Origin of the sequence: Alsobacter metallidurans, assembly GCF_014636935.1 — a bacterium.
In the GTDB taxonomy this organism is placed as follows: Bacteria; Pseudomonadota; Alphaproteobacteria; order Rhizobiales; family Beijerinckiaceae; genus Alsobacter; species Alsobacter metallidurans.
Map to the genome: position 1 here is coordinate 632,231 of NZ_BMES01000002.1, position 19,002 is coordinate 651,232.

General features: G+C 68.4%; 16 protein-coding genes. 8 read left to right on the top strand and 8 right to left on the bottom strand.

The annotated features are described in order from the left end of the window. Positions 1–94: 94 nt before the first annotated feature. Complete coding sequence (locus IEV99_RS13275) at positions 95–1,306, bottom strand: deoxyguanosinetriphosphate triphosphohydrolase (RefSeq protein ID WP_244643855.1); 1,212 nt, start codon at positions 1,304–1,306, stop codon at positions 95–97. A 154-nt stretch (positions 1,307–1,460) separates the two neighbouring features. Here IEV99_RS13275 and erpA point away from each other — a divergent pair, with 154 nt between their 5' ends. The 7 genes from erpA to IEV99_RS13310 all read left to right on the top strand — a co-directional run bounded on the left by erpA (position 1,461) and on the right by IEV99_RS13310 (position 9,452). Next, on the top strand, positions 1,461–1,802 hold the full coding sequence (gene erpA, locus IEV99_RS13280; RefSeq protein ID WP_188519657.1) for an iron-sulfur cluster insertion protein ErpA: 342 nt from the start codon (positions 1,461–1,463) through the stop codon (positions 1,800–1,802). Between the two features lie 79 nt (positions 1,803–1,881). After that, entirely contained in the window at positions 1,882–2,775 is an 894-nt protein-coding gene (locus tag IEV99_RS13285) for a sugar kinase (RefSeq protein ID WP_188518254.1), read from the top strand. Positions 2,776–2,878: 103 nt separating this feature from the next. Continuing rightward, positions 2,879–4,843 (top strand): aq_1923 C-terminal domain, encoded by a 1,965-nt coding sequence (locus tag IEV99_RS13290; RefSeq protein ID WP_188518255.1) that lies wholly within the window; start codon positions 2,879–2,881, stop codon positions 4,841–4,843. Between the two features lie 495 nt (positions 4,844–5,338). Continuing rightward, positions 5,339–6,166, top strand: coding sequence for a tetratricopeptide repeat protein (locus IEV99_RS13295; RefSeq protein WP_188518256.1), 828 nt, complete (start codon positions 5,339–5,341; stop codon positions 6,164–6,166). A gap of 396 nt (positions 6,167–6,562) precedes the next feature. Further along, positions 6,563–7,279: a DUF1028 domain-containing protein gene (locus IEV99_RS13300; RefSeq protein ID WP_188518257.1), complete on the top strand. Its 717-nt coding sequence runs from the start codon at positions 6,563–6,565 to the stop codon at positions 7,277–7,279. Continuing rightward, on the top strand, positions 7,276–8,001 hold the full coding sequence (locus IEV99_RS13305) for a DUF1028 domain-containing protein (protein ID WP_188518258.1): 726 nt from the start codon (positions 7,276–7,278) through the stop codon (positions 7,999–8,001). Before IEV99_RS13300 ends, IEV99_RS13305 begins: the two co-directional genes overlap by 4 nt. Positions 8,002–8,093: 92 nt before the next feature. Then, on the top strand, positions 8,094–9,452 hold the full coding sequence (locus tag IEV99_RS13310; RefSeq protein ID WP_188518259.1) for a PQQ-dependent sugar dehydrogenase: 1,359 nt from the start codon (positions 8,094–8,096) through the stop codon (positions 9,450–9,452). Positions 9,453–10,224: 772 nt separating this feature from the next. On the opposite strand, the gene IEV99_RS13315 is transcribed toward IEV99_RS13310, so the two are convergent. Together IEV99_RS13315 and IEV99_RS13320 are read right to left on the bottom strand one after the other, a co-directional pair. After that, complete coding sequence (locus IEV99_RS13315; RefSeq protein ID WP_188518260.1) at positions 10,225–12,402, bottom strand: xanthine dehydrogenase family protein molybdopterin-binding subunit; 2,178 nt, start codon at positions 12,400–12,402, stop codon at positions 10,225–10,227. Between the two features lie 10 nt (positions 12,403–12,412). Next, positions 12,413–12,868: a (2Fe-2S)-binding protein gene (locus IEV99_RS13320; protein WP_188518261.1), complete on the bottom strand. Its 456-nt coding sequence runs from the start codon at positions 12,866–12,868 to the stop codon at positions 12,413–12,415. A gap of 217 nt (positions 12,869–13,085) precedes the next feature. Between IEV99_RS13320 and IEV99_RS13325 the strand changes: the two genes are divergently transcribed. Further along, positions 13,086–13,871: an SDR family NAD(P)-dependent oxidoreductase gene (locus IEV99_RS13325; protein ID WP_188518262.1), complete on the top strand. Its 786-nt coding sequence runs from the start codon at positions 13,086–13,088 to the stop codon at positions 13,869–13,871. 165 nt (positions 13,872–14,036) lie between these two features. On the opposite strand, the gene IEV99_RS13330 is transcribed toward IEV99_RS13325, so the two are convergent. From IEV99_RS13330 to IEV99_RS13350, 5 genes are all read right to left on the bottom strand, one after another. Then, positions 14,037–14,324 carry a DUF3072 domain-containing protein gene (locus IEV99_RS13330; protein ID WP_188518263.1) on the bottom strand — a complete coding sequence of 96 codons (288 nt, stop codon included), beginning with the start codon at positions 14,322–14,324 and terminating at the stop codon, positions 14,037–14,039. Positions 14,325–14,456: 132 nt separating this feature from the next. Then, positions 14,457–15,485, bottom strand: a complete 1,029-nt coding sequence (locus IEV99_RS13335) for an SIS domain-containing protein (RefSeq protein WP_188518264.1) — start codon at positions 15,483–15,485, stop codon at positions 14,457–14,459. Beyond that, positions 15,478–16,431, bottom strand: a complete 954-nt coding sequence (locus IEV99_RS13340; protein ID WP_188518265.1) for a carbohydrate kinase family protein — start codon at positions 16,429–16,431, stop codon at positions 15,478–15,480. The genes IEV99_RS13335 and IEV99_RS13340 overlap by 8 nt, the downstream gene beginning before the upstream one ends. Then, positions 16,428–17,489, bottom strand: coding sequence for an ABC transporter ATP-binding protein (locus tag IEV99_RS13345; protein ID WP_188518266.1), 1,062 nt, complete (start codon positions 17,487–17,489; stop codon positions 16,428–16,430). The genes IEV99_RS13340 and IEV99_RS13345 overlap by 4 nt, the downstream gene beginning before the upstream one ends. Next, positions 17,489–19,000 (bottom strand): argininosuccinate lyase, encoded by a 1,512-nt coding sequence (locus tag IEV99_RS13350; RefSeq protein ID WP_188518267.1) that lies wholly within the window; start codon positions 18,998–19,000, stop codon positions 17,489–17,491. The genes IEV99_RS13345 and IEV99_RS13350 overlap by 1 nt, the downstream gene beginning before the upstream one ends. Positions 19,001–19,002 lie beyond the last annotated feature (2 nt).

Sequence of the window (19,002 nt, forward strand, 5' to 3'; positions counted from 1 at the left end):
CATCGCGTCCGAGAGGGGCCGCAACGCGCCCCTTCTCCCTGGCACAGGGAGAGGGCTGGGGTGAGGGTGAGCCGGCGTCTCACTCTTCAAAGAACTACCGCAGCTCCGGCGTCACCTCGAAGAGTCGACGGTGCTCGTTCAGTGCGTAGCCGTCCGTCATGCCGGCGATATAGTCGGCGACGCGGCGGGCTCGGCGGTGTTCGTCGGCGGCGTCGAGGTCGTCGCGCCATTCGCCGGGCATCAGGCTCGGCGTCTCGAAAAACCGGCCGAACAGGTCGCGGACCACCTGGTCGGCCTGCCGGCGCACCGCCACGACGCTGGGCGCCCGATACATGTTGGGAAACAGGAAGCCCTTGATCGCGCGGTCCGCCTCCGCCATGGCGGGCGAAAAGCACACGACCGGACCGGCCGCGCGGCGGATCGCGTCAGCGTCGGCGGGCGCGAGCGCCGCGATCCGGCGTTCGCTCTCTGCGATGCCATCCTCGACGAAGCGCGTGATGATGCGACGTCCGAGCTCATGAATAACGCGGCTGCGCTCCAGGCCCGGCCAGCGCGCCTCGATCTCTTCCAGCAACGCGGCCAGAAACGGAACCTGCCGGAGCGCGTCCAGCTCGAAAAGGCCGGCGCGCAGCCCGTCGTCGATGTCATGGGCCCCATACGCGATGTCGTCCGCGATGGCGGCGGCCTGCGCCTCGCCGCTGGCGTGCGTGTCGAGCCACAGGTCGTGGCGGGCGTTGTATTCCAGAATTGCGCCCGGAATGCCGCGGCGTTGGTAGCGCGTGGTCGGCCGGCCTTCTCCGTCCATCAGCGGCCCGTTGTGCTTCACCAACCCTTCGAGCGTCTCCCAGGTCAGGTTCAGCCCGTCGAAATCGGCGTAGCGCTTCTCCAGCCGGGTAACGATGCGCAGCGCCTGGGCGTTGTGGTCGAACCCGCCATAGGCGGCCATGCAATCTTCAAGTGCGTCCTCGCCGGTGTGGCCAAAGGGCGTGTGGCCAAGGTCGTGCGACAGCGCCAGCGCCTCGGCGAGATCCTCGTCAAGCCCTAGCGCCCGGGCCAACGCGCGGGCGATCTGCGACACCTCGATCGTGTGCGTGAGCCGCGTGCGATAGTGATCGCCCTCGTGGAACACAAAGACTTGCGTCTTGTGCTTCAACCGTCGGAAGGCGGAGGCGTGAATGATGCGGTCGCGGTCGCGCTGGAAGTCGCTGCGCGTGGGAGAAGACGCCTCCGGAAACAACCGTCCGCGCGTGGCGGCGGGATCGGCCGCATAGGGCGCGCGCCAGCGATCAAAGCGGCTTTCCGACACCGGAACTCCCCATGCGCGAGGCGGCGCCCTGTCCGGCCGTTGAAACAACAGCCCGCGCCCCTTACGTTTGCAATGCGATATACAGCACGGCGACGATTTCGCCAGCGCCCCGCGCCGTTAAGGGACGCAGCTCCAGAAAGATGCCGCGATGACCATGGTCGATGCGCCAACCGCCCCCTTCGCCGTCACCGAGCGCGCCGCCAGGCGCATCGGCAAGGTGCTCGCAGGCGAGCCCCAAGGGGCCATGCTGCGCCTCGCCGTGAACGGCGGCGGCTGCTCGGGTTTCCAATACGATTTTTCGTTTGACACCGCCCGGGCGCCCGACGACCTCGCGATCGAGCGCGACGGCGTCACCGTGCTGGTCGATTCGGTGTCCCTGCCCTTCCTGGAAGGCGCCACGCTCGATTTCGTCGACGACCTCATGGGCCAGTCGTTCCGGGTGGAAAATCCCAACGCCACGGCGGCCTGCGGCTGCGGCACGAGCTTCTCGATCTAGCCGGCGGTGGGAGCGGGTTCGCCCCGATCTTGCCCGGCGGAGGCTGCTCGCCGATGATGCGCGCTCGCAGGAGCACCGCATGCACGCGCTTTTCATCGGCCAGACCTATATTGACGTCACGTTTCTGGCGGACCACATGCCCAGCGGCGACGACAAAACCGTCGCGCGGGACTACGCCGTTTCGTTCGGCGGAAACGCCGTCACGGCCGCCTTCTGCTGCGCCAAGTTGGGCGTCGTTCCGGATCTGCTGACCTCGCTGGCCGATGACTGGCTCGGCCGCATGTTTCTCGACATGGCGGCGAAATACGCGATCCCGGTGCATGGCCGGAAGGTTCGCGAGAGCTCGCTCTCCTTCGTGCTGCCCAACAACGGCAAGCGCGCCATCATCCGCTGCCGCGACGACGACTATCTCCACCCCTTCCCGATGCTGAACACGGCCGGCTGCCGCGCTTTGCATCTCGACGGCCACCAGGGCGACGCCGCCCTCCACTACGCGCGCGCCTGCCGCGAGCGCGGCGTGCTGACCTCGCTGGACGGCGGCGGCCTGCGCGACAACACGCACGAGCTTCTGGAATTCATCGACGTCGCCATCTGCGCGGAGCGGCTCGCCGAGCAGCTGGAGGTCACGCCTGAATCGCTGCTCGACCTCCTGAAACAAAAGGGCGTGCGCATCGGCGGCGTCACGATGGGGGACCGGGGCATGATCTGGTACGACGAGACTGGCGCGGTGCGTCACCAGCCGGTGCTGAACGTGCCCTCCTCGGTGATCATTGACACCAGTGGCGCCGGCGACGTGTTCCATGGCGCTTACGTCGCGTCCTACCTGCAGCGCCCCGAGCTGTCCTGGGCAGAGCATTTCGACTTCGCGCGGGCGGCGTCGACCTTCAAGATCCAGCACCTCGGCAACGAGGCCGGGCTGCCGAGCCAGGCCGACATCGCGGCCATCCGCGACCATTTCGCCGAGGCCGCGTGAGCCTGCGCTTGTTTCGCCACGTGCGGATAGCGGTTTCGACATCTTTGGCGGGTAATAGCAACGGCATGGCCCGCCATTGGGCCACAGGGATGCGGAGGCCGAAATGAGGCGTGGACACCACTGGATGGCGTTGGCAGGGGGCGTTTCGCTCGTTGCCGTGACGGCTCATGTCGCGCTGGACCGCGCCATGGTGAGCGAGGCCCGGCAGGCGGTCGCGGCCTTCGCGCCGAACGCCCGGATCGACGCGGATCCGTGGTCCGGCCGCATCACACTGCGCGACCTTGCCTGGACGAGCCCGTCTGGCGTGACCCTGTCGGTCGGCCGCGTCTCCCTGTCGGGCGCCCAGGCGCTGGTTTCGCCCGCCCATGCGGCCGATACGATCACGCTGGAGAACGTCACCGTCGAAGGCGGCGGCGCCACCTATGCGATGAAGCGCATCGACGTCACGGGCGCGAACGTCAGCCGCGATGACGTGGCGGCGATCTTCGACAAGACCGCTGCGACGCCCATCGCCGAGCGCCTCGCCCGCATCACGGCCGAGCAGATCGCGATCCCCGAGATCGCCGTAGCGCAGAAGAAGCTGAACATGGCCAGCGCGGCCACTTATCGCGACCTGCGACTCGTCGGCGTCGACAAGGGCGTGGTGAAGAGCTTCGCGGCCTCCGGCGGCGCCTTCGACACGCGCGGCGAGAAGGAAGGGCTGAAAGGCACGGTCGGGCCCATGGCGGGCACGAACGTGGACGCGCCGCTGATCGCCCGGATCTATACCGACAAGGCCGGCCCGAACGAGACGGAGCCCCGCACGGCCTACGGGCTCTTCACGATCGACGCCGTCTCGGCCACGGCCGACAAGGGCGGCGGCTTCGACATCGGCCGCATCACGGTGAAGAACTTCAAGGCCCGGCCGACCAAGGAGCCCATGCTGGCCTTCATGGAGGAGTTCGCCGGCAAGGGCGACGTCGCCAAGCTGCCCGGGCCCGAGCGCGCCCGCTTCGTCAATGGCATCGCGGACATCCTCGAGGCGTTCTCGGTGGAGCTCGTGGAGGCGACCGACATCACCGCCAAGGCCCCGCCGGCCGACCGCGATAAGGCCGCCGTGAAGATCGCCCGCATGAGCTATTCGGGCGCCGCGATGGGCCGGCCCAACGACATGCGCCTGGAGGGCCTCGACGTCACGGCCGCACGTGGTTATGGCCGCATCGGCGCGATCTCGCAGACCGGCTGGTCGTTCAAGTCGACGCTGGACGCGCTGCGGGCGACCGTGGGAGATCCCGACAACGACCTGTCCGCGATAGACCCGCGCGTCTTCATCCCGGATCTCGGCGCCTTCGCGGTGCGCGACGTCGACCTCAACGTGCCGGACGAGAAGAACAAGGACCCGAAGGCGCCCAACATCCGGGTCGGGTTCAAGAGCTTCGAACTTGCCACCGCCGCCCCGCTTAAAGGCGTGCCGACCGCGCTGCGCGTCGGGCTCGACCGGCTGACCATGGCGATCCCGCCCAACTCGCCCGAGACCGGTTTCCGCGACCTTCTGTCGATGGGCTACCGCGACCTCGACCTCACCTTCGGTCTCGACAGCCGCTGGGAGGAGAACGCCGCCGAGTTCCGCATCGGCCAGTTGGCGCTGCAGGGCGTCAACATGGGCGCGGTGACACTCAAGGGCGTGATGGGCAACGTCACCCGAGACGTGTTCGCGGGCGACCCGACCGCCGCCCAGGTCGCGCTGCTCGGCGCCACCGTCAAGCAGGTCGGCTTCACGCTGGAGAACAAGGGGCTCGTCGAGAAGCTGCTCGACCGCGAAGCGAAGAAGCAGAAGAAAAGCGTCGACCAGCTGCGCAAGGAGCTTGGCGGCATGGCGCAGGTCGGCATCCCGGCGATGCTGGGCGGCGGCGCCAACGCCAAGGCGCTCGGCTCGGCCGTAGCGCGCTTCCTGGTGAAGCCCGGCCGCCTCATCATCTCCGCCTCGGCGCGCGACCCCGGCGGCCTCGGCCTCGCCGACTTCGCGATGGCGCAGAGCGATCCCATGTCGCTCCTCGAGCAGGTGACGCTCACGGCGACGGCCGAGTAAGCAGGCGCGTAACCTCCGCCCCGCGCCGTCACACATGGCGGCGCAGCAAGCCGTCCCGGCGGCGGGTTCCTCGGCCCGTCGTCCGCATCGCTCAGCTTTTTGCTCGCAAGAATTGCAAGGGGTAGGGCAAGCGGCCGCATCTTTGTTGCTGGCCCGCCACAGTCACAATCCAACTGCAGGACTCCATGGGGCTGGCGCGAACGCGCCCAGAAGCCGCCATAAACCGCGCCGAAACATAGCCAACTGCAATGGACTGAATTTGCTTTCGTTTTCCTTGGCGGTGACGTCGTTAACCGACAAACCGTAAGCTCTGAACGCGTGATCCTGCGATGTTGCTTGCCGCCCAGAAGGCGTGGCACACAGCGCGAGCTTCACCGGCGATCGGGCAGGCAGGTCGAAGTGATGGATGGGCGCGTGAACAAGACGACAAACAAGCCGGGCCGGCGCCAGAACGGGCGCAGCCGGGTCCTTTGCCTAGCCCGGACCATCTGAGCCATGAGCCCGCGCATCACCCTTTGCATCGGCCTGACGGCGTTCTACGCCACGGTCGCGGCCGGCCCGGCCTTGGCGCTCGACCCCAAGGCGCAGGGCCAGATCACGGCAGCCATTCCGCTCGAAGCCTTCAAGTCCACCAGCGACGCGCTGCGCTCCGGCGTGAAGGACTACAACGCCGGCGACAAGCTCGGCGCCGTGAAGGCGCTGGAATACGCCGCCCAGCAGGGGCATGCGCTGGCTCGCTGGAAGCTCGGCCGCATGTATGCGGACGGCGATGGCGTGCCGCAGAACGACCTCAAGGCCTTCCAGTATTTCTCGCGCATCGCCGACGAGAACGCCGATGAGAGCCCCGAATCGCCCAGCGCCCGCGTGGTCGCGACCGCTTTCGTGGCGCTCGGCTCCTATTTCCTGGACGGGATCCCGAATTCCGAGGTGAAGCCCAACGCCGCCCGCGCGCGCGACATGTTCCAGTACGCCGCCAGCTACTTCGGCGACCCGGACGCCCAGTACAACCTCGCGCGCATGAGCATCGAGGGCCAGGGCGGCCCCAAGGACCCGCGCCAGGCGATCCGCTGGCTCAGCCTCGCGGCCGACAAGGGCCACGTTCCCTCGCAGGCCCTGCTCGGCCACATGTTGTTCTCCGGCCAGGCCGGCTCCCGCCAGAAGGCCCGCGGGCTGATGTGGCTCACCATCGCGCGCGACGCCTCGAATCCCGAGCGCGACGCGTGGATCACCGAGCTCCACGACAAGGCCTTCGCGGAAGCCGCCGATACGGACCGGCAGGCCGCGATGGTCTACCTCGACCAGCAGACCCGCCGCCGCCCCTGAGGGGCCTTCTATCTTTACGAGCAAAAAGCGCGCGAGCGATATAGGCCATCTCGCCGTTATCCCCGGCGGCGCGCAGCGCCGGGATGGGGATCCAGGGGTGAGCGACTTTGCCCCTTGATCCCCTTCCCGACCTGCTCCGCAGGTCGCCGGGGATGACGGCATCCTGTGAGCACAGCCTCAGGTCGCTTGCCCGAATTCCCTGCGCCACCCTCCCTGTCATCGCGAGCGATAGCGAAGCGATCCAGTCTTACGCCGGGCCGCTAGACTGGATTGCTTCGCCTCCGGCTCGCATTTACGGCGAGGCGTCGAAAGGGCCAGCCCGCCTGACGAAACGGTTGCGGCGGCGGCGCGCGATGGTGTCCAATCCGGGCCTGACACCACGCGGAGGAACTTCGTTTGACCTGGTCCATCGTCGCCAAGGATCCGCAGACCGGCCATTTCGGCGTCGCCGTCGCAACCCGCTTCTTTGCCGTCGGGGCCTTGTGCCCGCACGGGTCCGGCGGCGTCGGCGCGCTCGCCACGCAGGCCCTGATCAACCCGCTTTACGGCTACAAGGGCCTGCGCATGCTGGCCGACGGCATCCCGGCCGAGCAGGTCGTGGCGGCGCTGACGGCGCAGGACGACGGGCGCGACCAGCGCCAACTGCATGTGATCGACAGCCGGGGCCGCAATTTCGCCTGGACGGGCCAGGCCTGCGTCGACTGGTGCGGCCACAAGGTCGCCGAAGGCGTCTCGGTGGCCGGCAACATGCTGGCGGGTCCCGCCGTGGTGGCCGACACGCTCGCGGCCTATCAGGCGAACATGCACAAGCCTCTGGCCGAGCGCTTTATCCTCGCGCTGGAGGCGGGCGAAGCGGCCGGCGGCGACAAGCGCGGCAAGCAGTCCGCGAACCTGAAGATCTGGACCACCGAGGAATACCCCATTCTCGACCTGCGCGTGGACGATCATGCCGATCCGCTGGCTGAACTCCGCCGGCTGTGGAGCGTGGCGCATGAGCGCTACATTCCGTTTTCGGCCGCCTTCGCGACCCGCGACAACCCAGCCGGAATTACGAGCCGTCCGGCGATCGACAAGCTGATCGAGGATTTCCACGCCGGGCGCAGCCCTGCATGACCTGGTCCATCGTCGCCCGCGATCCCCGAACCGACGCCCTTGCGGTCGCGGTGACGACTTGCGCATTCGCCGTCGGCGCGCGCGTGCCCTATGGCTGCGGAAGCGTCGGCGCCATCGCCACCCAGTCGGTCGTGAACCCGTTCTATGGCGTGGATGGCCTGCGCTACCTGCAGGAAGGACGCTCGGCCGAGGACGTCCTGGCGATCCTGGTCGCAGCCGATCCGGGCGCGGCCTTGCGCCAGGCGCACATCATCGACCGCGCCGGCCGCATTGCGGTCCACACAGGCGAGGGCTGCGTCGGTTGGGCCGGCTCGGTCGCCGGTCCGAACGTGTCTGTGGCCGGCAACATGCTGGCCGGACCGGCCGTGGTCGAAGACACGCTCGCGGCCTATTTCGCGCATGAGGCCCCCGACTTCGACGACCGCCTCATCGCCGCGCTGGAAGCCGGGCAAAAAGCCGGCGGCGACAAGCGCGGCAAGCAGTCCGCCGCCCTTCGCATCTGGACCACAGAGCCTTATCCGGCGATCGACATCCGGGTCGACGACCACGTCGAGCCGCTGTTGGAGTTGCGCAGGCTCTGGCGCAAGGCGCACCAGCGATACATTCCGTTCCAAGCCCTCGCTGCTACGCGCACCCGGCCCGGCGGGGAGCTCGATCCCGGGCGTCTCGACGCGTCTTGCGCGGCCTATACGGATGACTGGAATCGTCGCCACCCGGAATAACCGGCGTCGCTGCGCTTTCGTGCCGCACGGTCGGGCGCAACGAACCCGCGATCTCGCGATTGCATGGAGCACAGCCCGATCGAGGTCCGCTCATGCTCAAGAACACCCTCTCCGCCCCGCGCGCCCGCCTTCTGGTCAGTGCCGCCGCGCTCTCGCTGCCGCTTTCCCTCGCCGCCTGTGGCGACAGCTCCAAGATTCCGGCCGAGCAGCAGTTCGGCGCGAATCCGACCCTGCCCGCCCCCAATGCGTCGTTGATCCCCACCATCCAGGTCGCGGACGCGAAGGGCTGGCCTGAAGGCGGAAAGCCCACGCCTGCCGCCGGGATGGCCGTGCAGGCCTACGCCACCGGCCTGCAGCACCCGCGCACCGTCCGCATGCTGCCCAACGGCGACGCCATCGTGGCCGAGAGCGATGCGCCGCCGAAGCCGGATGACGGCAAGGGCGTGAAAGGCTTTTTCATGCACCTGTTCATGAAGAAAGCTGGCTCCAACAACCCGAGCGCTAACCGCATCACGCTCCTTCGCGACAAGGACGGCGACGGCGTCGCGGAGACCCGTTCCGTGCTGCTGTCGGGCCTGAATTCGCCTTTTGGCATGGTGCTGTCGGGCGACACGCTCTATGTCGCGAATACCGATGCCGTATGGGCCTACCCCTATAAGGAAGGCGACACGACGATCTCGGCCCAAGGTCGCAAGGTGGCGGACCTGCCGGCCGGCACCATCAACCATCACTGGACCAAGGACATCACCGCGAGCCCGGACGGGTCGAAGCTTTACGTGACGGTAGGCTCCAACAGCAACGTGGCCGAGAACGGCCTCGACGCCGAGAAGGATCGCGCCGCCGTGTTGGAAATCGACCCCGCGAGCGGCAAGAGCCGCGTCTTCGCGTCCGGCCTGCGCAATCCGAACGGCATCACGTATAATCCCGTCACGAAGGAGCTCTGGGTCGCCGTCAACGAGCGCGACGAGATCGGCTCCGACCTCGTTCCCGACTACATGACCTCTATCCGCGACGGCGAGTTTTTCGGCTGGCCCTTCAGCTATTACGGCAACCACGTCGACACGCGCGTGAAGGAGCAGCGGCCGGACCTCGTCGCGAAGGCGAAGATGCCGGACTACGCGCTCGGCACGCACACGGCTTCGCTCGGCCTCGCCTTCAACACCGGCGACGCCTTCCCGCCCGACTACAAGAACGGCGCCTTCGTGGGCCAGCACGGCTCGTGGAACCGCAAGCCGCCGAGCGGCTACAAGGTGATCTTCGTGCCCTTCGTGGACGGCAAGCCGTCCGGCCAGCCGCGCGACGTGCTCACCGGCTTCCTGAACGACAAGGGCGAGGCTCAGGGCCGCCCGGTCGGCGTCGCCATCGACAAGGCCGGCGCCTTGCTGGTGGCCGACGACGTCGGCGGCGCGATCTGGCGCGTGACGTCCTCCGCCAAGGTGGGGATGAACTAACGGCGTCGCGCAACCCGTTGTCCTCGTTCCGATCCTTGGAAGGGCCTCCGACACAGGGGGCTTCGGCCCGGTCATGAACGAGGACGGCCCGGCCCCGGAAGGCCCGATCGCTGACAAGCGCGACGGTCTCGGGCGGCAGGCATGCGTCGGCGTTCTCCGTGCTGGCGGAGGTGAGGCGATCGGTGGAGGGGCGCCGCGAGGCGTCGGTCCATCAAAGGTTTTACGCGTGAGTTTCGGACGGACCGACGCCCCGCGACCGGCGATTTTGAACCTTTCCGACCCGCGCTCCTTCCTTATGGCCGCTCCTTGTGGGCAGCAACCGCAAGGGTGTTAAGGTGGCCGCGTCCACGGCCCCACCGTAGTGTGGGGCGGGCGGGCTGACAGCCGGACTTTGGGTCGGCCGAGGCTGTTACCCCTCGAACCCGCCGTCCGGCCGCTCCGGAAAGGCCTCCCGGGAGGGTGGGTCCGGTATCCCCACCCGCGCAGGCGCCGCGCCTCGACCCCGCAACGGACCGCTCCGGAAGCGCCCCCTCCCGGGTCGAGAGTGGGGCGAGGATGGATCAGAATAGGAATATTGTCAAGCGATATCCGTCCAAGCTCGATGGCGCCTCTCTCCCGCGCAGCGGGGGGAGATGTCGCCGAAGGCGACAGAGGGAGCGGCGGCGCGCCTCTCCGTCCGGCGTCCAGGCGTACGGCCGCCCCCTCCATGGCCCTCCCCCGCTGCGCGGGAGAGGGGACGACCACGGGCTTGCAACAGCGGCGAGGGGCTGCGTCAAACCCGGCGCAGATCCTCCGTCTTGATCGGCATGTTGCGCAGGCGCTTGCCGGTCGCGGCCGCGATGGCGTTCAGAACCGCTGGGGCGGCGACGAAGATGGTGGGCTCGCCCACCCCGCCCCAGAAGCCGCCGGACGGCATGATGATCGTCTCCACCCGCGGCATCTCGGCCATGCGGATCACCGGATAGGTGTCGAAGTTCTCCTGCTCCACCTTGCCGTCCAGGATGGTGATCTCGCCATGCAGGGCGGCGCTGAGGCCATATGCGAAAGAGCCCTCGATCTGCGCCGCGACCTGTTGCGGGTTCACCACATGGCCCGGGTCGGTCGCCGCCACGATGCGCAGCACCTTAACGGAGCCATCCGCCTCGACGCGCACCTCTGCGCAGGCCGCCACGTAGCTGCCATAGCCCATGTGCTGCGACAGGCCGCGGTGAACGCCTGCAGGCGCGGGCGTCCCCCAGCCGGCTTTCTCGGCCACGGCGTTCAGCACCGCGAGGTGCTTGGGGCTCTTGCCCAGCATGGCGCGGCGAAACTCCAGCGGATCCTTGCCGGCCGCGCTCGCGAGCTCGTCGACAAAGCACTCCAGGTAGAGCGCATTCTGGTTGTTGTTGACGCCCCGCCAGAAGCCCGGCGGGATCGGCGGGTTGCGCATGGCGTGGTCGATCAGCAGGTTCGGCACCGCGTAGCCGAACACGCCCTCCGCCCCGCCCGAGTTGAGGCCTTGGAAAGTTGCCGGATCCTTGCCGTTCTGCAGCCCGGCCGGGTTGATGGACGCCAGGATCGATTGACCCGCCAGCCGCATATGGAGGCCGACAAGGTTGCCGGAGGCGTCCAGCGCACCCGTCATCTTCGCCATCGTGATCGGGTGGTAGCGGCCGTGGAGCATATCCTCCTCGCGCGACCAGATCAGCTTCACGGGCGTACCGGGCATTTCCCGCGCGATCAGCACCGCCTGGCGCACGAAGTCATGGCTGGACGAGCGCCGGCCGAAGCCGCCGCCGAGATGCAGTCGGTGCACGTCGCATTTCTCGATCGGCAGTCCGGCGGCCTGCACGGCCGTGGCCAGCGCCGCCTCGGCGTTCTGCGTCGCGGTCCAGACTTCGCATTGCTCGGGGGTCCACCGCGCCGTGGCGTTCATCGGCTCCATGGTGGCGTGGTGCTGGTAGGGGAAGCTGTAGGTCGCCTCCACCACCTTGGCCGCGCCCGCGATGGCGGCCTTCACGTCGCCCGCCTGGTTGCCCACAAAGGCCTGCTCGGCCGTGAGCCCCTCTTTCAGCGTCTCGGCTATGGCCGCGCTGGAAAGCTTGGCGTTCGGGCCTTCGTCCCAGACCACCGGCAGGGCGTCGAGCGCCGACTTGGCGCGCCACCACGTGTCGGCGATCACCGCCACGCCCGTGTCGCCGACCCGCACGACCTTGCGCACGCCCGGCATGCTCTCCACCTTGGCGGCGTCGAAGCTCTTCAGCTTCCCGCCGAAGATCGGGCAGTCCCGGATGGCGGCGTTCAGCATGCCAGGCAACTTCATGTCGATGCTGTAGACTTGGCTGCCGTTCAGCTTGCCCGCCGTATCAAGTCGCTTCAGCGGCTGGCCGGCGATGGTCCAGTCCTTGGGATCCTTCAACGGCGGATCCTTGGGCGCCTCCAGCCGGCCCGCCGCTTCCGCAACCTTGCCGTAGGTGACGCTGCGGCCGGAGCCCACGTGGGTGATCACGCCCTTCTGCGCCCGACATTCGCCAGCGGGAACGCCCCACTCGTTGGCGGCGGCCTGCACCAGCATCATGCGCGCAGCCGCGCCGCCCTTTCGGACATAGTCCTGCGACTCGCGGATGCCGCGGCTGCCTGCGGTGGAGAAATTGCCCCAAACGCGCTTGCGGGCGAGGTTCTGCCCAGGCGTCGGGTATTCGGTGGTGACCTTGGACCAGTCCGCCTCCAGCTCCTCGGCGGCCAGCTGGGCGAGACCCGTCAACGTGCCCTGCCCCATCTCGACGCGAGCGATGCGGATCACCACCGTGTCGTCGGGCTTTACGACCACCCAGGCGTTCACCTCGGGCGGCGCGGACTGCGCGGCGGCCTCCCCGACGAGCGGCACATGAAAGCCGAGCGTCAGCCCGGCGGCGGTTGCGGCGGAGCCAGCCAGAAAGCCGCGGCGGGAAGGCTTGAAATGCACTGTCATGGTCACCTCCTCAGCCGGTGACGCCGGCGGCCTGCCGGATGGCGGCGCGCACGCGGTTGTAGGTGCCGCAGCGGCAGATGTTGGTCATCTCGGCCGCGATCTCGTCGTCGGTAGGCTTGGGGTTCGCGGCCAGCAACGCGGCGGCCGCCATCAGCTGGCCGGACTGGCAATAGCCGCATTGCGGCACGTCATGGTCGAGCCAGGCTTTCTGGAGCGCATGCGACGAATCCGGCGAGAGCCCCTCGATGGTGAGGATGTTCTGCCCCGCTTTGACCTCGCTCACCGGCAGGGAGCAGGAGCGGGTCGCGACGCCGTCGATGTGCACCGTGCAGGCCCCGCAGGCCGCGACGCCGCAGCCGTACTTGGTCCCGGTCAGGCCAACCTGCTCGCGCAGCACCCATAGCAGAGGCGTATCGGGCTCAGCGTCGACCTCGCGCACGGTCCCATTCACGGTCAGCCGCAGCATCAGCATCCTCCGTCGCCTTCACCCGCCCCTGACGGGCGGTTGAACAACATCAGACAAGACCGATCACCCAGGCGCAAGCCATCGGCTTAATCACATTGGCGCGACGGCGCAGGCCGATCGACGCAGCCCTGTCGCGCGGGCGGCCGGGGTGACGGCTGCGGCGTCGGCAGGCTAGCGTCTACCCAGCTCCACGCGATCGCATCTCAGGAGAACATGCATGCAGAACGCCACGCCCAGGGTCGCGTTGGTCACGGGCGCAGCCCGCGGCATCGGCCTCGCCATTGCGAAACGGTTCATCGCCGATGGATGGAGCGTCGGCCTCCTCGACATCGACGCCGACACGCTGTCCCGCAGCGTTGCGACGATCGGCGAGCCCATCCGAGCCGTCGCCCTACCCTGCGACGTATCCGTCGCCGCACAGGTCAACCAGGCGGTGGCGACGGTCAAGACGCGGTTCGGCCGGCTCGACGCGCTGGTGAACAACGCTGGCGTCGCGGTGTTCAAGCCGTTGATGGAGACCAGCGAGGCAGAATGGAACCGCGTTCTCGCGGTGAACCTCACGGGTCCATTCCTGACCGCTCAAGCCGCCGTGCCGCTCATGGCCGAAACCGGGGGGGCCATCGTCAACATCACGTCGATCTCGGGCCTGCGCGCCTCGACGCTGCGCGTCGCCTACGGCACCAGCAAGGCTGCGCTGGCGCATCTCACCAAGCAGGAAGCCGCCGAACTCGCCGGCCTCGGCATCCGCGTCAACGCGGTCGCGCCCGGCCCCGTCGACACGGCCATGGCCAAGGAAGTGCACAGCCCCGCGATCCGGGCCGACTACCACGACGCCATTCCGCTCAACCGCTACGGCCTGGAGGAGGAGATCGCCGAGGCGGTGTTCTACCTGTGCGGAAACAAGGCGTCGTACATCACCGGCCAAACCCTCGCGGTCGACGGCGGCTTCGACGCAGTCGGCATCGGCCTGCCCACGCTGCGGGGACAGGGGAGGAATGGGTAAAGGGGGCAGACTTTCCGAAAGCGGCAGTCGTCACATTCGCTAAACATACTCTCGTCATTGCGAACGCAGCGAAGCCATCCAGCCATAACAGTGAGCCGCTAGACTGGATGGCTTCGGCTTTGGCTCGCAAGAACAGCGAGGCCTTTTGCTGTTGGCGAACGACGCCTAAAGCCCCGCCTTCTCCTTCAGCGCATCGATGCGCTTGGACGCCTCCGCCTTGTCAAGCTTCGGGTCGAAGGCTTCCGGTTCATGCGCCTCCTCGGAGAGCGTCTTGAGATAGGAAGCTTGCGCACCGGTCATAGGCTCGCCCCCAGAGACCCAGTCGTCCGGGTCCTTGATCTGGTTGGAGTTCGGCGGCGCGTTCTCGCTCGGCATCTTCGGGTTCTCGCCCGTAAACGGAGCGTCCTGGGGATTTCGGCTATGCGTATCGCGCGCGGACGGGTTGGATGACATGAGCGCCTCGTTCCTTTTTTGTTCGCAAAAGAAACGTCGGCGGGGAGCGGAAGTTCCGGACATAGGCGCATACTGAGGCCGCCAGAGATTTGCTGGCTTATAGCGCCGTCGTAACCGGCCAAGCTGCGCCGATCACAAGGTCTGCGTCACCTTACGCAGGTGCGGCGGGTTGTCGGGATCCAGGCCGCGAGCCACCGCCAGAGCCGCGATCCCGCCGTAGAAGGCCCGGGCCTGAATCAAGGGCGCGAGCGCTGCAGGCGCCGCCGGCGGCAGCGGCAATGGCCGGCCGGGGCAGCCGGACGCGAATCCCGCATACCGCACCTCCGCCCCGAGCGACACAAGCGTTTCCGCGATCGCGCAGGTGCTGGCCGAGCCCTCGTCCGCCGGGTCCAGCACCAGCGCCGGAAAACCCGGGCCGGCGAGCGCCATGGGGCCATGCTTCACCTCGGCGGCGCTGAACGCCTCGGCGTGGATGCGGCAGGTTTCCTTGAACTTCAGCGCCATTTCCTGCGCAACGCCCAGGCCGAGCCCGCGACCGATCACGAAAAGGTTCGCGGCGTCCCGCAAAGACAGGAGCTCCGGCCCCCAGTCGCACCCTCCGGCCTCGTCCAGCAGCGCCGGGCCGCGGCGCACCGCGTCAAGCAGCTCGGCGTCGTCGCTCCAGGCCGCCGCGAGATGCAAGAGAGCGAAGCAGGTGCCCAGAAAGCTTTTGGTGGCTGCGACGCTGCGCTCCGGTCCGGCATGCAGCGGCAGCACCACGTCGGCGAGCGCGGCCAGGGGCGACGCCTCGTCGTTCACAATCGCGACCACGAGCGCCCTGCCTCGCTTGGCCGCCTCCGTCAACCGCAGCGCGTCGGGGCTGCGGCCCGACTGCGACGCCGCGATAAACAGCGAGCCGGACAGATCCGGCTCGCTCCCATACACGGAAGCAAGGCTCGGTCCCAGCGAGGCCACCGGCAGCCCGAGCCAGCGCTCGATCAGATACTTGCCGTAAAGCGTTGCGTGGTCGGACGAACCGCGCGCGCAGGTGGACACGAAGCGCGGCCGCTCGGCTCGCAGACGGTCAGCAAGCCGTGCGATCGTCTCGGTGTTGAGGTCAAGCTGGCGCCGCGCCACGTCGCCTGACTCGGCGGCCTCGCGGGTCAGGAGCGCTTCAGCCATGATCCGCCTCCCGCAGGATGTCGTGAGCCATCGCCTCGACCTCGCCGAGATCAAGCCGCAAACCCGCGCCTCCGACCGCTCGGACTGACAGGGTGCCGCAGGCGATCCCCCAGGCCAACGCCTCGCGCGGCCGCCGGTTCATCAAGCTGGCGGCCAGGAAGCCCGCGTTAAAGGAATCGCCCGCTCCCGTGGTGTCGACCAAGGGCCCTCCGCGGGGCGCCTTCAGGACAATCATTTCGCCGCGCTCATGCAGGATCGCGCCGTCCGCTCCGGTCTTGATCACGACGGTGGGAAAGCGCGACGCCAGCCGCCGGCCCGCCTCGCCCAGATCTTCGCAACGCGCAATCACGCGCGCCTCTGCGGCGTTGGGCAGAAACACTTCCACGCCGGCGCAGCGGTCAAGCAGGTCAGGCGAGCGGATCAGCGCGTCGTCCCAACTCGGGTCGAGCGAGATCGAGAGGCCCGCGGCGGCGGCTGTCGGCAAGAGATCCGGGATTTCGGCCACGGTGGCAAATTCGGCGACATGAAGCCAGCGCGGGGCCGGGGACGCCAGCGCAGCCTCCAGGGTGGCGGGGCGGCCAGAGCCGGCGCGGCGCGACAGGAAGGCGCGTTCCCCGCCCTGAACCATCGCGACGGTGAGTTGCGGCCCCGCATCGGCGGCCCGCTCCAGAAAGCGCAGGTCGACGCCGGACGCCTCGAGCATCGGCGCAATCGCCTCCGCGAGGGGATCGACCCCAAGCCGACCAAGCAACGAGGCCGGGGCGCCAAGGCTCGCCGCCCGCGCGGCCGTAATAAACGCGCCGCCGCCGGCCGCCACCGCGAAATCGTCGGCGAAGCGCTCCTCGCCCAGGCGGGGCATCTCGCCGAAGCCGCGAAACACCAGATCGCAGTAGATCCGCCCGATGCAGAGCAGCAGGCCGGCGTCACCCCCAAACGGGGTCGTCATAGAGCCCGCTCGGTCGCGGCGTCGAAGAATTTCAGGGCGGCCACGTCCGCGCCAATCCTAACCGCGCCGCCGACGCGCGGCGGATTCTTGGCGGCCGCGCTGGCCAACACGAGCTGATCGCCGATCTCGACATGCACGAAGGTTTCGGGCCCCAGCGGCTCCACCACCGCGACAATTCCGGCCAGCGCAAGGTCGGCCTGCTCCCCCTCGCCCAGCACGCGGAGCTCCTGCGGACGCACGCCCACCAGTATGCGCGGCGGGGCGGGCTCGGCCAGGGCCAGCCGCACGGGCCTTTCGCCCAGCGTCAGCGCGCCGCCCGAGACGCCGGCGGGGAGGATGTTCATGGTCGGCGAGCCGATGAAGCGCGCCGTGAACACGTCAGCCGGGTTCTCGTAGAGATCCATCGGGCTGCCCACCTGCAGGATGCGCCCGTCGCGCATCACCACGATGCGATCGGCCATCGTCATGGCCTCGACCTGGTCGTGCGTGACGTACACGATGGTGGCGCCGAGCCGCTGGTGCAGCCGTTTGATCTCCAGCCGCATCTGGGCGCGCAGTTGCGCGTCGAGATTGGACAAAGGCTCGTCGAACAGAAAGGCGGCTGGATCGCGCACCATGGCCCGGCCGATGGCGACGCGTTGGCGCTGCCCGCCCGAGAGTGCGGATGGCCGGCGCTCCAGCAGCGCATCGAGCCCCAGGATGCGGCCGACCTCCTCCACCTTGGCGCGCTTGGCCACCTTGTCGAGCTTGGACGTGTAGAGCCCGAACGCGATGTTCTCGCCCACGCTCATGTGCGGGTAGATGGCGTAGTTCTGGAACACCATCGCGATATTGCGGTCCTTGGGCTCCAGCCGGTTGACCACCCGGTCGCCGATGCGGATTTCACCGCCGTCGATGTCCTCGAGCCCGGCGATCATCCGCAGCGTCGTGGACTTGCCGCAGCCGGACGGGCCGACGAACACCACGAACTCGCCGTCCTGAACCGTCAGGTCGATGCCGTGCACAACCTGCGTCGCGCCGTAACGCTTTACGAGATCCTGGATCGCGATGCCGGCCATCAGCCCTCCTCCGCCAGCGCCGTGAAGGCCGCCTGCAATTCATCCCGCGCCTTGCTCTCATGCAGGGCGAACCGGTGCGCTTCGGCCGCCGCCTCGGCCAGCTTGGCGCGATAGCCGCTTAACGCGGCGTCCAGCGCCGCCGGCCCCGGCCCGCCGAAGCGGCTGCGGACGGCGACGAAATGCTCGGGCGACACGGCTTTTGCGAAGCCGGCCGGATCGAGGCCGGGCTCGCGGCCCACATGCTCGCGGAACGCGGCCGCGAAGGGCGCGTAGCCGTCGCGCGGCAGGTCGCCGTCCGCCGCCACCACGGCGCGGGCGACGTCGGCCGCGATCTCGTGCGCCTGCCGGAACGACAGCCCCTCGCCTCGCACCAGCGTGTCGGCGAGCTCCGTGATCGTGATGCAGGAACGGCGGATGTTCTCGGCGACGCGCCGGTCGTCGACTTGCAAGGCCGGCAGCAGCGCGGCAAGCAGATCGAGCACCCGCCCGCCGGTCTCGAAGCACTGGTAGCCGGCCTCGTGCGTTTCCCCCTCGGCGTCGTTCATGTCCGTGAACGGCGTGTTGTGGATCACGTCCCGAATGGTGCGCGCCCGGCCCATCGCCTGCGATGCAAGGTGGCGCAGATGCTCGATGGGCACCGGATTGCGCTTCTGCGGCATGATCGAGGAGATCTGCACGAAGGCGTTGGGCACGTAGATCTGTCCCACCTCGAAGGCCGTCCAGAACTGCAGGTCCTGGATCACGCGCCCGAGATGCAGGAAAACGAGCTCGATGGCGCTGAACGTCGCCGTGACGTAATCCACCGCCGCAATGCAGCCATAGCTGTTCTCCAGCGGAGCGGCGAAGCCCAGCAGATGCGCCACGCGGTGGCGGTCGAGCGGGAAACCTGATGTCGTGATGGCGGCCGCGCCCATGGGCGACAGGTCGAGCAGTTCGCGCGCCTGAAGGAGCCGCCCATGGTCGCGCAGCATCACCTCGATGGCGGCGCCCAGATAGTGCCCCAGCGTCGAGGGCTGCGCCGGCTGGCCATGTGTGTAGGCGACGATCAGCGTCCCACGCTCGCGCTGGGCCAGCGTCAGCGCCGCCTCGATCAGTCCGCGCAGCTTGCCCGCGAGTGCATCCACGCGCGGCTTTAATGCGAGCTTGAACAGCGTGTGGTCGATGTCGTTACGCGAGCGACCCGTGTGCAGCCGCCCAGCCTCGTCAGGCCCGAGCCGCGCCTTCAACTCGGCTTCGATGGCGAAGAAATAGTCCTCCACCGCGCCCGTGTAGACCATGGCGGCGGGATCGAGCGCCAGGTCGATGTCGGCCAACGCGCGGGCGATCCGCCCGGCGACGTCGCGCGGCAGGATGCCGGTCTCGGCCAGCATCACGAGATGCGCACGGTCGATGGCGCGGAAGCCTTCCACATGATGCATCCTGGCCCCGTCGAAGAGCGGCCGCAGCACGGTCTCCTTGTAGACGGGATCCGGAAAGGTCGTGCGGTCGTGCGAGCGAGGGTCCTGTGTCATCG

Coding starts and splice junctions, on each gene's coding strand:
- IEV99_RS13325 (WP_188518262.1), top strand. CDS start 13,086: ATGCAGAACGCCACGCCCAGGGTCGCGTTGGTCACGGGCGCAGCCCGC.
- IEV99_RS13340 (WP_188518265.1), bottom strand. CDS start 16,431: ATGACGACCCCGTTTGGGGGTGACGCCGGCCTGCTGCTCTGCATCGGG.
- IEV99_RS13295 (WP_188518256.1), top strand. CDS start 5,339: ATGAGCCCGCGCATCACCCTTTGCATCGGCCTGACGGCGTTCTACGCC.
- erpA (WP_188519657.1), top strand. CDS start 1,461: ATGGTCGATGCGCCAACCGCCCCCTTCGCCGTCACCGAGCGCGCCGCC.
- IEV99_RS13305 (WP_188518258.1), top strand. CDS start 7,276: ATGACCTGGTCCATCGTCGCCCGCGATCCCCGAACCGACGCCCTTGCG.
- IEV99_RS13350 (WP_188518267.1), bottom strand. CDS start 19,000: ATGACACAGGACCCTCGCTCGCACGACCGCACGACCTTTCCGGATCCC.
- IEV99_RS13310 (WP_188518259.1), top strand. CDS start 8,094: ATGCTCAAGAACACCCTCTCCGCCCCGCGCGCCCGCCTTCTGGTCAGT.
- IEV99_RS13315 (WP_188518260.1), bottom strand. CDS start 12,402: ATGACAGTGCATTTCAAGCCTTCCCGCCGCGGCTTTCTGGCTGGCTCC.
- IEV99_RS13345 (WP_188518266.1), bottom strand. CDS start 17,489: ATGGCCGGCATCGCGATCCAGGATCTCGTAAAGCGTTACGGCGCGACG.
- IEV99_RS13285 (WP_188518254.1), top strand. CDS start 1,882: ATGCACGCGCTTTTCATCGGCCAGACCTATATTGACGTCACGTTTCTG.
- IEV99_RS13330 (WP_188518263.1), bottom strand. CDS start 14,324: ATGTCATCCAACCCGTCCGCGCGCGATACGCATAGCCGAAATCCCCAG.
- IEV99_RS13290 (WP_188518255.1), top strand. CDS start 2,879: ATGAGGCGTGGACACCACTGGATGGCGTTGGCAGGGGGCGTTTCGCTC.
- IEV99_RS13320 (WP_188518261.1), bottom strand. CDS start 12,868: ATGCTGCGGCTGACCGTGAATGGGACCGTGCGCGAGGTCGACGCTGAG.
- IEV99_RS13335 (WP_188518264.1), bottom strand. CDS start 15,485: ATGGCTGAAGCGCTCCTGACCCGCGAGGCCGCCGAGTCAGGCGACGTG.